14 protein-coding genes are annotated in these 13,260 nt (G+C 65.3%); 7 read left to right on the top strand and 7 right to left on the bottom strand.

What is annotated here, in order from left to right:
- Positions 1 to 4 precede the first annotated feature (4 nt).
- Positions 5 to 904, bottom strand: coding sequence for a LysR family transcriptional regulator (locus tag HCO70_RS17345; protein ID WP_172298485.1), 900 nt, complete (start codon positions 902 to 904; stop codon positions 5 to 7).
- 124 nt (positions 905 to 1,028) lie between these two features.
- On the opposite strand from HCO70_RS17345, the gene HCO70_RS17340 reads away from it, so the two are divergent.
- The 3 genes from HCO70_RS17340 to HCO70_RS17330 are packed head-to-tail and all read left to right on the top strand — an operon-like array spanning position 1,029 to position 4,999.
- Positions 1,029 to 2,030, top strand: coding sequence for a TAXI family TRAP transporter solute-binding subunit (locus HCO70_RS17340; protein ID WP_172298483.1), 1,002 nt, complete (start codon positions 1,029 to 1,031; stop codon positions 2,028 to 2,030).
- A 27-nt stretch (positions 2,031 to 2,057) separates the two neighbouring features.
- A complete protein-coding gene (locus HCO70_RS17335) occupies positions 2,058 to 3,938 on the top strand; it encodes a TRAP transporter fused permease subunit (RefSeq protein WP_172298481.1) in 1,881 nt (626 codons plus the stop codon).
- A complete protein-coding gene (locus HCO70_RS17330) occupies positions 3,935 to 4,999 on the top strand; it encodes an amidohydrolase family protein (RefSeq protein ID WP_253913353.1) in 1,065 nt (354 codons plus the stop codon). Before HCO70_RS17335 ends, HCO70_RS17330 begins: the two co-directional genes overlap by 4 nt.
- A gap of 40 nt (positions 5,000 to 5,039) precedes the next feature.
- Here HCO70_RS17330 and HCO70_RS17325 read toward each other — a convergent pair whose 3' ends face one another.
- Entirely contained in the window at positions 5,040 to 5,489 is a 450-nt protein-coding gene (locus tag HCO70_RS17325) for a hypothetical protein (protein WP_172298479.1), read from the bottom strand.
- 221 nt (positions 5,490 to 5,710) lie between these two features.
- On the opposite strand from HCO70_RS17325, the gene HCO70_RS17320 reads away from it, so the two are divergent.
- Positions 5,711 to 6,490, top strand: a complete 780-nt coding sequence (locus HCO70_RS17320; protein ID WP_172298477.1) for a class I SAM-dependent methyltransferase — start codon at positions 5,711 to 5,713, stop codon at positions 6,488 to 6,490.
- A 20-nt stretch (positions 6,491 to 6,510) separates the two neighbouring features.
- Here HCO70_RS17320 and minE read toward each other — a convergent pair whose 3' ends face one another.
- From minE to uraH, 5 genes are all read right to left on the bottom strand, one after another.
- Entirely contained in the window at positions 6,511 to 6,786 is a 276-nt protein-coding gene (minE, locus tag HCO70_RS17315) for a cell division topological specificity factor MinE (RefSeq protein WP_172298475.1), read from the bottom strand.
- Complete coding sequence (gene minD, locus HCO70_RS17310; RefSeq protein WP_172298966.1) at positions 6,783 to 7,601, bottom strand: septum site-determining protein MinD; 819 nt, start codon at positions 7,599 to 7,601, stop codon at positions 6,783 to 6,785. Before minD ends, minE begins: the two co-directional genes overlap by 4 nt.
- A 23-nt stretch (positions 7,602 to 7,624) precedes the next feature.
- Positions 7,625 to 8,380 carry a septum site-determining protein MinC gene (gene minC / locus HCO70_RS17305; protein WP_172298473.1) on the bottom strand — a complete coding sequence of 252 codons (756 nt, stop codon included), beginning with the start codon at positions 8,378 to 8,380 and terminating at the stop codon, positions 7,625 to 7,627.
- A gap of 255 nt (positions 8,381 to 8,635) precedes the next feature.
- Entirely contained in the window at positions 8,636 to 9,868 is a 1,233-nt protein-coding gene (locus HCO70_RS17300; protein WP_172298471.1) for a urate hydroxylase PuuD, read from the bottom strand.
- A 154-nt stretch (positions 9,869 to 10,022) separates the two neighbouring features.
- Positions 10,023 to 10,376 carry a hydroxyisourate hydrolase gene (uraH, locus tag HCO70_RS17295; RefSeq protein WP_172298964.1) on the bottom strand — a complete coding sequence of 118 codons (354 nt, stop codon included), beginning with the start codon at positions 10,374 to 10,376 and terminating at the stop codon, positions 10,023 to 10,025.
- A 153-nt stretch (positions 10,377 to 10,529) separates the two neighbouring features.
- Between uraH and puuE the strand changes: the two genes are divergently transcribed.
- Genes puuE through HCO70_RS17280 form a run of 3 tightly spaced genes read left to right on the top strand, consistent with a single transcriptional unit; the run spans position 10,530 to position 13,242 of the window.
- Positions 10,530 to 11,942: an allantoinase PuuE gene (gene puuE / locus HCO70_RS17290; protein WP_172298469.1), complete on the top strand. Its 1,413-nt coding sequence runs from the start codon at positions 10,530 to 10,532 to the stop codon at positions 11,940 to 11,942.
- Positions 11,939 to 12,760, top strand: a complete 822-nt coding sequence (locus tag HCO70_RS17285; RefSeq protein ID WP_172298467.1) for a bifunctional allantoicase/(S)-ureidoglycine aminohydrolase — start codon at positions 11,939 to 11,941, stop codon at positions 12,758 to 12,760. Before puuE ends, HCO70_RS17285 begins: the two co-directional genes overlap by 4 nt.
- Positions 12,760 to 13,242, top strand: a complete 483-nt coding sequence (locus tag HCO70_RS17280) for an ureidoglycolate lyase (RefSeq protein WP_172298962.1) — start codon at positions 12,760 to 12,762, stop codon at positions 13,240 to 13,242. Before HCO70_RS17285 ends, HCO70_RS17280 begins: the two co-directional genes overlap by 1 nt.
- The last annotated feature ends 18 nt before the right edge of the window (positions 13,243 to 13,260 follow it).

Below are 13,260 nucleotides of genomic sequence, written 5' to 3'. Positions count from 1 at the left end.
GCCGCTACTCACCCTGATCCGCGACCAGCATGTCGACAAAACTCTCGCAGGACGGCGACAGCGACCGGCCCTTCCGCGTCACGATCGCGATGGGCCGCGTCACCAGCGGCTCCACCAGCGGTATCATGACGAGGCTGTCGATGATGAACGCCTCCGTCAGCCGCTTCGGCAGGATGCACAGCCCGATCCCGGCGGACGTCATCCAGAACGCGCTGCTCAGGAACCCGATCTCCGACCCCAGCCGCGCCCGGATGCCGATCTGCAACAGCGTTTCCTCCACCAGATCGCGCACCCCGTAATCCTGCCGCGACAGCAGCAGCGGCACGTCGCTCAGCTCGCCCCAGGCCACCGCCTCCCGCCCAGCAAAGGCGTTGTCGCGCGGGCAGATCAGGTACAGCGGATCGTGGTGCAGCACCTCCCAGTCGAACTCGCCATGATCCGCCGGCGGCATGCCGACCCCGAACTCGGCCCGCTCCTGCCGGATGTTCGGCAGGAACTGGTTCGGCGCACAATCGTCCAGCACCAGCCCGATCCCCGGATAGGCCTCGCGAAACCGCTTCACCGTCTGCGGCAGGATCGCCTGCCCCGTCGCCGGCGTCGCCGTCAGCCGCACCATACCGTGCCGCAGGTCGCGCAACTCGCCCATGGTCAGGCTCAATGAATCCACGTCCCCGAGAATCCGCTCGATCACCCCGATGGATTGCTCCGTCGCCGCCGTCGGCACCAGCGACCGCGTGGTCCGGTCGAACAGCGTCAGGCCCAGCGCCTCTTCCGCCTGCCGGATCAGCACGGACACGGCGGATTGCGTGATGAACAACTGTTCAGCGGCCGCGGAAACCTTGCCGGTTCTGTATACGGCAGAGATCGCGTGCAGCTGCTTCAGGGTCAGGCGAGACAGGGACATGGCACCATTCATATAATAACTTCATGAATACCTCAAAAGAATTCGATTTATTCATGCATACAATTCGCGCTAACGTCTCGCCATGGCGCCCGCTAGCGGCGCCCGACGAATGGGAGGAAATCAGATGAATACCAGAAAGCTCGCCGCTCTCGCGGCGGCCGCGCTGCTGTCCGTAACCGCCGCCACCGGCGCCTCGGCCCAGGGCCGCGTCACCATCGCGACCAACCCGCAGGGCTCGCTCTACTACTCCGTCGGCGGCGGCATGGCGGCCGCACTGCAGGAAGCGCTGCAGCGTCAGGTCACCGTACAGCCCTACGCCGGTTCCACCGTCTACCTGCCGCTCGTCGCGGCCGGGGAAGCCACCGTCGGCATCAACTCCAGCCTCGACACCGGCGCGATCTATCGCGGCGACTACGGCACCGACCCGCAGACCGACCTGCGCATGCTCGCCCGCCTCTGGCCGCTCCGCGTCTCGATGGTCACCCGTGCCAATGACGACCTGCACGAGGTCTCCGATCTCGCCGGCAAGCGTGTGGTCACCGATTTCTCGGCGCTGAAATCCGTGGGTCTGGTGAACCAGGCGATCCTCAAGGCCGGCGGCATCGAGCTCGACCAGGTCGACAATGTCACCGTTTCCGGCCTCGGCCCGGGCATGGAGGGCCTGACCGAAGGCAACCTCGACGCCACCGGCATCGCTATCGGAATCCCGCTGACCCAGCAGGCACACGCCACGATCCCCGGCGGCATCCGTTATCTCTCGATCACCGGCGACAGTGCGACGACCGAATACATCGACGGCGTCTATCCCGGCACCTATCTGGTCACGGTCAACCCGGCGCCGAACCTGCCCGAGGTGACCGAACCCTTCACGACCGTCGCATACGACGTCTTCCTGACCACCTCCGCCAAATTGTCGGACGAGGAAGCGACCTCGATCCTGGAAGCGCTCTACGAAGCGTTCCCGGCGCTGCAGGAAGACTATCCGCCGATCCGTGGCGGCGACCGCGAAGCCTTCGCGAACCCGTCCAACACGGTTCCGTTCCACCCGGCCGCGGTCGCGTTCTACAAGGACAAGGGCATGTGGAGCGAGGACAACGATATGCATGACGCATCCCTGTCCGAATAAACACTGACCACAGGCCCCGAGATCCCGATGACGCGCGCGTTCCTTTCCGCGAGCCTTCCGGTGCTGGGCATCCTCTGGATGCTCGACGCACCGGGCTGGTTCGACCTTGTCTTCATCACCGAACAATACCTGGGGGTGATGATCGGACTCGCGACGCTTGCGGGGCTTTTGACCGAACCGCTGCGCGGGCGCCTGGTCGTACTCGACTGGGCGCTCGGCCTCGCGGCGATGGCTTCGTGGTTCTGGCTCTCTTGGAACTACGAAGCCTGGCTGCTCGACGCACTTAACCGCGGGCCGGAAAAATGGATCCCGGCGATCATCGGCATCGCCGGCGTGATAGAGGCGACCCGCCGCCAATGCGGCAACGTGCTGGCGGTGCTGGGGCTGATCTTCCTCGCCTACGGCTTCATCGGCTGGCTGGCGCCGGGCATCTTCGAGGCCGCCTACATGGCCCCGAACCGCTACATTCTCTACATCTACAACGACACCAACGGCATTCCCGGCCTGGTGATGAATGTCGGTGCGACGCAGATCCTCGGCTTCATCGTCTTCGGCGCGACCCTGAACGCCGTGGGCGGCAGCGGTATCCTGACCGACCTTGCCATGGCCACGATGGGCCATCGCCGTGGCGGCCCGGCCAAGGTGGCAATCATCGCCTCGTCACTGTTCGGCACCCTGTCGGGTTCGACCGTCGCCAACGTCATGTCCACCGGCGTCGTCACCATTCCGATGATGAAGCGCACCGGCTTCCCGCCGCGCTACGCGGCCGCCATCGAGGCGGTGGCCAGCAATGGCGGCCAGATCGCGCCGCCCGTCATGGGCGCCACCGCCTTCGTCATCGCCGAATTCCTTCAGGTACCCTATACCGAGGTCGTCGGCGCCGCCCTGCTGCCCGCCGTCTTCTATTACTACCTGCTCTACCGCCAGGTGGACCGTTTTGCCGCCGCGCAGGGGATCGAGGGCGTCGCCCGCGAAGAACTTCCCTCGCTGCGTGACGCCCTGCTGAAAAGCTGGCCGCTTCTCGCCCCCCTCGGCGTGCTGATCTGGTTCCTGTTCTTCCTCGGCTATTCCCCCGGCAAGTCCGCGCTCTATTCGGCCGGTGCCGCCTATGCGCTGCACGTCGTCCGCAACCTGCGGAACCTGCGAGAGGTGATCGCCGTCATTCCCTTCATCCTGAAGGGCGCCGGCGCCACGCTGATCCCGATCCTTCTGGTCTGCGCCATCGCCGGTATCGTCATCGGCACGATCAATGTCACCGGCCTAGGCTTCGCCCTGACCCTCGCGCTCGGCAAGATCGCGGCGCTCGGCGGTGTCACCGCGCTGCTCGTCGCAACTGCCGCCATCGCCATCATTCTCGGTGTCGGCATGCCGACCACCGGCGTCTACGTGATCGTCTCCGTCCTGCTCGCCCCGGCACTGGTCCGCCACGGCATCCCGATGATGTCGGCGCATCTGTTCATCTTCTACTTCGGCCTGCTGTCGATGCTGACGCCGCCCGTCGCCGTCGCCAGCTATTCCGCTGCCTCTATCGCGCAGTCGAACATGTGGCAGACAGGCGTCACCGGCGTTCGCCTCGCCATTGTCGCCTATCTCCTGCCCTTCGTCTTCGCCTTCAATCCGGCGTTGCTGATGCAGGGGACCTGGCTGGAGATTGCCGTCTCCTGCCTGACCATCGCCGCCTCGGGCCACGTGCTGGCGGAAATCCTCGCCAACAAGCGCGCATTCGGCGGCGGTGCGATGCGCTGGGGGGCTCTGGCCTTCTCGCTGATCGTCGGCGCCAGCACCGCCGTGCTCGCTCCCGGCAGCGTCCCGGCCATCATCCTCGCGCTGGCCTCCGTGCCTGCCGCCTACCTTCTGACGCGCTTCGTCGCGCCTGCGATCCCAACAGCCAAGGAGCGAACTTCATGAGCGAACGCTACCCCGCCATGCCCCCCCGGAATCCGAACCCGCCCTACAAGCGGATCGCGACCGAGGAAGCATGGCTGCCCCCGGACATGATGGAGCTCTACCTCAAGGAAATCCGCGAAAAGAACATCAACGAGCCGGGCTTCAACCAGCTCTGGGGCTTCTTCGCGGGCGACAGCGAACTGGCGCAGAACCACCGCCGCCGCATCCAGTCGCTTGGCGAGGGGCGCATCGCCGACATGGACAATTCCGGCATCGACATCGCCGTCCTGTCACTCTCCTCCCCCGGCGTTCAGCTCTTCGATCCGGCCACCGCCGCCTCGCTCGCGGTCAGCGCCAACGACCAGCTCGCCGAGGGCATCGCGAAATACCCCGACCGCTACGCCGGCCTCGCCGCCTTCTCGCCGCTCGACCCCGAAAACTCCGCCAAGGAGCTGGAGCGCGGCGTGACCAAGCTCGGCCTCAAGGGCGGTATCCTGAACTCACACACTCTCGGCACCTATCTCGACGACGAAAAATACTGGTCCGTCTTCGAGGCCGCCGAAGCGCTGGACGTTCCCATCTACCTCCACCCCAACACGCCCTCGCCGCAGATGATCGAGCCGTTCCTGAACCGCGCGCTCGACGCGGCGGTCTACGGCTTCGCCTGCGAAACCGGCCTGCACGCCCTGCGCCTGATGGTCGCCGGCCTGTTCGACCGCTTCCCCAGGCTGCAGATCATCCTCGGCCATTGCGGCGAGGCGCTGCCCTACTGGCTCTACCGCATCGACTTCATGCACGGCCGCATCTCCTCGACCGGCCGCCACCCCAACGTGAAGCCGCTCAAGCGCCGCGCCTGGGACTACCTGATCGACAACTTCTACTACACCTCCTCGGGCGTGGGCTGGGAGCCGCCGATCAAGTACGTGATGGACGTCATCGGCGAGGACCGGATGATGTACGCCATGGACTACCCGTGGCAGTTCGTCCCTGAAGAAGTCGGCGCGCTCGACGCGATGAGCATCACCGACGAGGCCAAGAAGGCGTTCTTCGAAGACAACGCGCGGCGCCTCTTCAAGATCTGACGCAAGACGCGGGGCGCATCAGCGCCCCGCCCGTCCCACCCTACTCGGACTCCATCACGCCGCTTTCGTCGATCGCGTCCGACATCTTGTCCCACGCAGAGGCAAAGCCGGTCTTCAGCTCGCCCCACGCGCTGTCCGCGCCCGCCTGAAGCACACCCATCTGCTCGGCCAGCTCGATCCGCCGCGTGTTCAGCTCCGCAAGCTTCTCGCCAGCCTTTATCTGCGCCGCCTCGCTCATCTCGGCCCAGTTCTCGCGCATCTCCTCCTGCCGCTCTGTCAGCGCCTCGTCCAGCTCCTCCAGAGCCTCCCGCGCGTCTTCCAGCGCCTGCTCCCGCTGCGAGGCCGAATAGGCCTGTATCGCCTCCACCGCCTCGGCCACCTTGGTCCGCACAGCCTCCAGCTCCTCGTCGCTGTCCTGTGCAAGGGCGGCGCCGCCAAGGGCGGCACCAAGGGCAACCGGAATGAAGACATGTCTGAAATAAACGCGCATGGGAAACCTCCTGCCAATCCATGTCACAATCGGAACGAGAAAAGCGCTCGAACCTTGCCCGTGATGCTACGCCGGATGCGAGCACCGTCAAAGACCGGATCCGACCCACGCCCTGGAATCCGGCGGTCATTCCGGCCAGAATCACGTCACCCGGGGCCGCAACGGTCGCACGCCTGTCACAGCCCGGTGGCACAGAAGCGGTGACCCCGAAAGGACAGGCAATGGACACCGTGGAACTGAAGCCCGAGCGCTTCGATACGACCGTCGACAACTACATCACCGGGCGCGTGCGCTATGCGCCCGCCCTGATCCGCTGGCTTGCCGAAGACACCGGAACGGCCGGCCAGACCGTGCTCGATCTCGGCTGCGGGCCGGGCTTCATCGCGAATGCCATCGCGCCCTTCGCGGCAAAGGTGATCGGCTTCGACCCCAGCCCGAACATGATCGCGGCCGCTACGGCGGACGCTGCGCCCAACGCGAAATTCGCGGTCGGTTCGTCCGAAACCCTCGACCAGCTCGAAACACCCCTGCAACTCGTCACCATGGGCCGCTCGTTCCACTGGATGGATCGGCCGCAGACCCTCCGCGACCTCGATCGACTGCTGGCGCCCGGCGGCGCCATCGCACTCCTGGGCGACAGCCCGGTCAAGGGGCCGGCCACCCGCTGGCTTGCGGCCGCGAACGAGGTCGGCCGGGGGTTTGCCCAGCGCGACGAGTACGACGAATTCCGCGTATCCGACGACTGGCAGCCGCATGAAGAGGTGCTGTCCGCCTCGGCATTCTCGGACCTGCGCCAGATCGCGGTCCATGAAACCGAGACATGGGATTTCCCGCGCCTCCTCGCCTTCTTCCTGTCACGCTCCGGTACGACAGAGGCGCGGCTTGGCGCCCGCAGCGCAGAGATGAAGGCCGCGCTCCGGTCGGCTCTGGAACCGTTCGGGCCGGGCCCGTGGACGTCACTGCACCGTCACTCGGCGCTCATCGCGCGTCGACCAGGCTAAGCGGCGCTCTCGTGAACCGGCTAGGCGCGCGCCCGGGGGCTCGCGTCCGGTACCTCGATGTTGATCTCAAGGCTCGACACCTCTTCGCCGCGCTCCATGCGGATATCGATGTCGTCCGGCTCGATCTTCACGTGTCGCCGGATCGCCTCGATGATGTCGCGCTGCAGCGCCGGCAGGTAGTCCGGCGTCGCAGTCCCCGCGCCGCGCTCATGCGCCAGCAGGATCTGCAACCGGTCCTTGGCCGTCTGCGCCGATTTCGGGCGGCGGGGCTTTAGGCTGAAACCAAACAGGCTCATGCCGTCCGCCCGAACATCCGCTGCAGCAGGCCGGGGCGCCGGTCGCTCGCGACCCGCATCTCGACATCTTCCCCGGTCAGGCGCGCCACCGCGTCCTCATAGGCACGGCCGGCCGCCGACGGATCGTCCAGCGTCACCGGCGTGCCGGTATTCGATGCGCGCAGCACCGCCTGGCTTTCCGGGATGATCCCCAGAAGCGGCACGGCAAGGATCTCCAGCACGTCCTCGACGGTCATCATCTCGCCCTTGTCGATCCGGCCCTGATCGTGCCGGGTCAGCAGGACCTGCGCCTTGATCGGCTCGGCGCCTTCGGTCTCCGCCCGCTTGGTTTTGCTGCTCAACAGGCCCAGTACCCGGTCGCTGTCGCGAACAGAGGATACTTCGGGGTTCGTCACCACGACCGCCTCGTCGGCGAAATACATCGCCAGATGCGCGCCGCGCTCGATCCCCGCCGGGCTGTCGCAGACGATGTAATCGTAATCCTGCTTCAGCTCGTTCAGGACCGCCTCGACGCCTTCCCGCGTCAGCGCGTCCTTGTCCCGCGTCTGCGACGTCGGCAGCACCGCAAGGTTCTCCAGCCGCTTGTCTTTGATCAGCGCCTGCTTCAGCTTGGCGTCGCCCTGGATCACGTTGATGAAGTCGAACACGACCCGGCGTTCGCAGCCCATGATCATGTCGAGGTTTCGCAGACCCACGTCAAAGTCGATCACGACGGTCTTGTAGCCCTGCTTGGCCAGCCCGGCCGAGATCGCGGCGGCAGAGGTGGTCTTGCCCACGCCGCCCTTGCCCGAGGTGATCACGATGATCCGCCCCATCGGCGCGTTGTCGTTGGTTTGCGTCATCCGAGCGTCTCCATCCGCAGTCTTTCCTTGTCGAGGAACACCTGCACCCGGGCGTTCCGGTGCGCGTCCTCTATGTTCTCGTTGGTCCGGTACAACCCGGCGATGGCCACCAGTTCGGCATCAAGCTTCTGGCAGAAGATCCGCGCCGTCTCGTCGCCGTGCACGCCCGCCATCGCCCGGCCGCGCAGCGTGCCGTAGACATGGATGCTGCCCGCGGCCACCAGTTCCGCGCCCGAGGCGACCGACCCGATCACCGTCAGATCGCCGCGCTCCGCCACGATCATCTGCCCCGACCGCACCGGTTCGGTGATGACCAGATTTTCCGTCTTCGGCGCCTTGCCTGGCGCGTCGACACGACGCCCGCGGTCTGATTTCTCGCTCGGCAGCGGCGCCTCGCGCCCGCCGCCGATGGCGACCAGCCCCATGGCCAGCGCCACCTCGCGTTGCGCCGCATTGGCGTTCTGCGCGGCAAAGACCATCAGCTTTCGCTTGCGTAGCTCTCCGATCAGGTCGCGCAGCGCCGCCTCGTCGACCAGCCCCGGCACCTTCTCGAAATCCACCACCAGCGGCGCCTCGTAGAAGAACTTGGGCGTAAGCTGCACATGGGAATCGAGCGCATCGAAGAACGCCTCGTCCGGCGTCTCGTTTTCCAGCCGCAGCGCGATCGCGGTCAGGAACCGCCCCCGGACCTGAAAGGACCGTGGCGCCACCAGGGACCGACCGCCCCGGCGTTCGGTTGCGCGTTGTTGCACGGTGAACTGTGCTCCTGCTCTCGTGACCGGTCGCGACTCACCCCGCGCCGGTTTCTTGTTTGGCCTACCTGCGTATTGGATTGCGGCTCCGGATCAACCCCGGAAATGGCGTTGACAGCGATATTGGGCAGGAACCCGCTGCGGACTCGGGCGTCGCGGCAAGGTGTTTCCGACCGGTGTCCTCACCTCGACGTTTGCGCTAACATGCCTGAAATCAATGACTTGACCCCCCGTCCCCATGGGGACGCTTCCAATTCACCCGCCTGCGGCACCCCTGTACCACTCAACGATCTTCGCCCGCTCCTCCGGCTCCATGAAGGACACATTCGCCGGCGGCATCGCATGGCTCAGCCCCGATTGCACGTAGATCAGCCGCGCCTGCCCGGCCACCTGCTGGACCGTCTCGAACCGCACCCCCTTCGGCGGCCAGTGGATCCCATCATAGAACGGCTCGGCATTATGGCACATCGAGCAGCGCCCCATCACGATGTCATAGACCTCGTCGAACCCCTCCGCCGCCGCGAACCGCGCCGCAGCCCCATGCAGCGCCGCCTCCTCCTCTTCCTCGTCCGACAGCTGATACATCGGTGCCACCGACAGCCAAGCGATCGCCACGAACAGCAGCGCCGTCACGATCCACGTCCAGTGCGGGTTCCCCTTCCGGGCGTGGAGCGAGTTGAAATAATGCCGGATCGACACCCCCATCAGAAACACCAGCGCCGCGATGATCCAGTTGTACTGGGTCGCAAAAGCCAGCGGGTAATGGTTCGACAGCATCAGAAAGATCACCGGCAGCGTCAGGTAATTGTTATGCGTCGACCGCAGCTTCGCGATCTTCCCGTACTTTGCGTCCGGCTTCCGCCCCGCCTTCAGATCGTCCACCACGATCCGCTGGTTCGGGATGATGATGAAGAACACGTTCGCCGTCATGATCGTCGCCGTGAACGCACCCAGATGCAGCATCATCGCCCGCCCGGTGAAGATCTGGTTGTAGCCCCACCCCATCGCCACCAGCAGCACGAACAGCAGCACCATCAGCAGCGTCGGCCGCTCCCCCAGCCCCGACTTGCACAGGAAGTCATAGATCAGCCAGCCCACCGTCAGCGAAGCGGCGGAGATCAGGACGCCCTGCCAGACCGCCAGATCCGCCTTCTCGGCGTCGATCAGGTACAGCTCCGCCCCCATCCAGTAGACAAGGATCAGCATCGCCGCGCCGGAGAGCCAGGTCGAATAGCTCTCCCACTTGAACCATGTCAGGTGCTCCGGCATCGCCTCGGGCGCGACCAGGAATTTCTGGATGTGATAGAATCCGCCGCCATGGACCTGCCATTCCTCGCCATCCGCAAGGCCAAGGTCCCTGTCCCGCCGCAGCCCAAGGTCCAGGGCGATGAAATAGAACGACGACCCGATCCACGCGATTGCCGTGATCACATGCGTCCAGCGCACCGCGAATTCCAGCCATTCGCCCAGCACGGCATAATCGTACATCGCCAGTCCCTTCGGTTCCGCGCCCTCTGCACCGGGGCGCCTGCCGTCCTATCCTCCGGAAAGCGCGGGCCAATGCAACGCCCGTTCGAACCGGATTCGCACAGAAATCCGGCATTGAACAATCTTTGACCAGTTTTGCCGGTTCCAGCCGGACCTAGCTGCCCCGATAGGTCGAATACCCGTATGGCGACAGCAACAGCGGCACGTGGTAATGCGCGTCCGGGTCACTCATCCCGAAACGGATCGGCACCTGGTCAAGGAACAGCGGCTCCTCCCCCGCCTGTCCCGATGCCCGCAGGTAATCACCCGCGAAGAAGATCAGCTCGTAACTCCCCGGCTGGAACTTGCCCTCCGGCAGGATCGGCGCGTCGGTGCGGCCGTCGGCATTGGTGATCATCTCGACCAGCTTGCGGTGGCTGTTCCCCGACACGCGATAAAGAAGGATTTTCAACCCTTCCGCGGGCACACCCTTCGCCGTGTCCAGTACATGTGTCGTCAGATAGCCCATCTCCGCCTCCATCTCGCGCCCGGTCTCCTCGCAACCTGCGCGAAGCCGCGGCAAAAGGACAAGTCCCCACGTGCATCCGCCACGCTTGCGCTTTCTCCGCTAATCCGCCTTTCTAAGGCCGGCCCCGAAATCGCAGGTGCAGGAGACCGGCCCGTGCAGCGCTATCCCAGAAACATGATCGGCTACGGCCCCAACCCGCCGCAGGCGAACTGGCCGGGCGGCGCCAGGGTCGCGGTCCAGTTCGTCCTCAACTACGAAGAGGGGGGAGAGAACAACATCCTGCACGGCGACGCCGCCTCCGAAGCCTTCCTGTCCGACATCGCCGGTGCCGCCATGTGGCCGGGCCAGCGCCACTGGAACATGGAATCGATCTACGAATACGGCGCCCGCGCCGGGTTCTGGCGGTTGCACCGGCTGTTCACCGGCATGGGCATCCCGCTGACCATCTACGGCGTCGCCACAGCACTCGCCCGCGCTCCCGAACAGGTGAAAGCGATGAAAGAGGCCGGCTGGGAGATCGCCAGCCACGGCCTGAAATGGGTCGAGCACAAGGACATGCCGGAAAACGAGGAACGAGCGGCGATCGCCGAGGCAATCCGCCTACATACCGAGGTGGTCGGCGAACGTCCCCGCGGCTGGTACACCGGGCGCTGCTCTGCCAACACCGTCCGCCTTGTGGCCGAGGAGGGCGGCTTCGATTACATCTCCGACACCTATGACGACGACCTGCCCTACTGGCTGGAGGTCGGCGACCGCGACCAGTTGATCATTCCCTACACACTGGAAGCCAACGACATGCGCTTTGCCGTGTCGCCCGGCTGGGTGACTGGGCAGGATTTCTACCAATACCTCAAGGACGCTTTCGACATGCTTTATGCCGAAGGCTCGGACAGCCCCAAGATGATGTCCGTCGGCCTGCACTGCCGGCTGATCGGCCGCCCCGGAAAAATCGCGGGCCTGAAGCAGTTTCTCGATTACATCCAGGGGTTCGACGGCGTCTGGACCCCGCGCCGCATCGAGATCGCCCATCACTGGGCCGAACATCACCCGGCCAAACGCGTCGAACGCCCATCGCAGATGACGAAGGACCGCTTCGTCGAACTCTACGGCGGCGTTTTCGAGCATTCGCCCTGGATCGCGGAGCGCGCCTGGAACCTCGAACTCGGTCCCGCCCATGACACCGCCACGGGGGTCCACAGTGCTCTCTGCCGCATGTTCCGCAGCGCCTCTGAGAACGAACGCCTTGGCGTCCTCACCGCGCACCCGGACCTCGCCGGAAAGCTCGCGGCCGCAAAGCAGCTCACCGCGGAAAGCACCGGGGAACAGGCCAGTGCCGGGCTCGACGCTCTGACAGATCAAGAGCGCGAGACCTTTACGCGGCTCAATACCGAGTATACGGACAAGCACGGTTTTCCGTTCATCATCGCCGTGCGAGACCATGACAAGCCGGGCATCCTGGCCGCCTTCGAGCGCCGGATCGGCAACGACCGGGCCACGGAATTCGCCGAGGCCTGCCGTCAGGTGGAACGCATCGCGGAACTGCGGCTTAAGGAGCTACTGGCGTGAACTACGCCTTTCCGTCCGGCGGTCTGCCGGACCAGTCAGTCAATGCCGATGGCGCGGCGGTCTTTACCACCGCCTACGCAGTCCTGCCGGCGGTTACCCACCGCGATATCGTAACGTCCTTCCTGCCCACCTGGCACAGCCACCGTGCCTGGATCTTCGCCCGGCCGATGACCGGCTTTGCCGAAACCTTCGCGCAATATGCCGTCGAGATTTACCCCGGCGGCGGGAGCTCCGATCCCGAACCCGACCGCGACGCACAGGCCGTGCTCTTCGTCGCCAAGGGCAGGGCCCGTCTGACGCTCGGCGCCGAGCATCACGAATTGGAGCCAGGCTCCTATGTCTATCTGCCGCCCGCCGCGCCGTGGGAGCTGTGGAACATCTACGACGAACCCTGCGGTTTTCATTGGATCCGCAAACGCTACGTTCACGCCCAGGGGCTGACCGTCCCCGAACCTATGATCACCCATGAAAGCAGGGTCCCGGTCGTGCCGATGCCCGAATGCGGCGATGCCTGGGGCACGCAGCGTTTTCTCGACCCGCTGGATCTCGCCTACGACTTTCACGTCAACATCGTCACCTTCCAGCCCGGCGGTCGCATCCCCTTCGCCGAGACCCACGTGATGGAACACGGCCTCTTCGTCCTGCAGGGCACCGCCCGCTACCTGCTGAACCAGGACTGGGTAGAGGTCGGGCCCGGCGATTTCATGTGGCTCCGCGCCTTCTGCCCGCAGGCCTGCATCGCCACCGGGACCGAACCGTTCCGCTACCTGCTCTACAAGGACGTGAACAGGCATCCGTCGCTGGGACCGCTGACGTGATCCTCCGAACCGAGCCGCTGACGGCCGACGCCTTCGCCCCCTTCGGCGATGTGCTGGAGGCCGCCGGCGATCCGGACAAGATCATCAATCAGGGCCTCTGCGGCCGATACCACGACCGCGCGCGGCTCGATTTCGGCCCCGGCGGCCGCGCCGGAATTTCGGTCTTCAAGGCAGAGCTGCGCAGCCTGCCCCTCGAGCTCGCAATGGTCGAACGACACCCCGAAGGCAGCCAGGCCTTCCTGCCGCTGGACCGTGAGCCGTTCCTCGTCATCACCGCCCCCGACGAAGGCGGCCAGCCCGGCATACCCCGTACCTTCCTCACCGCACCCGGGCAGGGTGTGAACTTTCTGCGCAATACTTGGCACGGAGTGCTCACGCCTTTGGCAGGAAATGGATTGTTCGGTGTGATCGACAGAATTGGCGACACGCCCAATCTTCAGGAGTTTTGGTTTGAACAGCCATACCGTGTAACATCTGTGTGAAGCGTCCAATTTCAGGGC

The organism is Pseudoruegeria sp. HB172150 (assembly GCF_013184805.1).
Classification (GTDB): domain Bacteria; phylum Pseudomonadota; class Alphaproteobacteria; order Rhodobacterales; family Rhodobacteraceae; genus Psychromarinibacter.
This window is presented reverse-complemented; position numbering and strand designations above follow the sequence as displayed.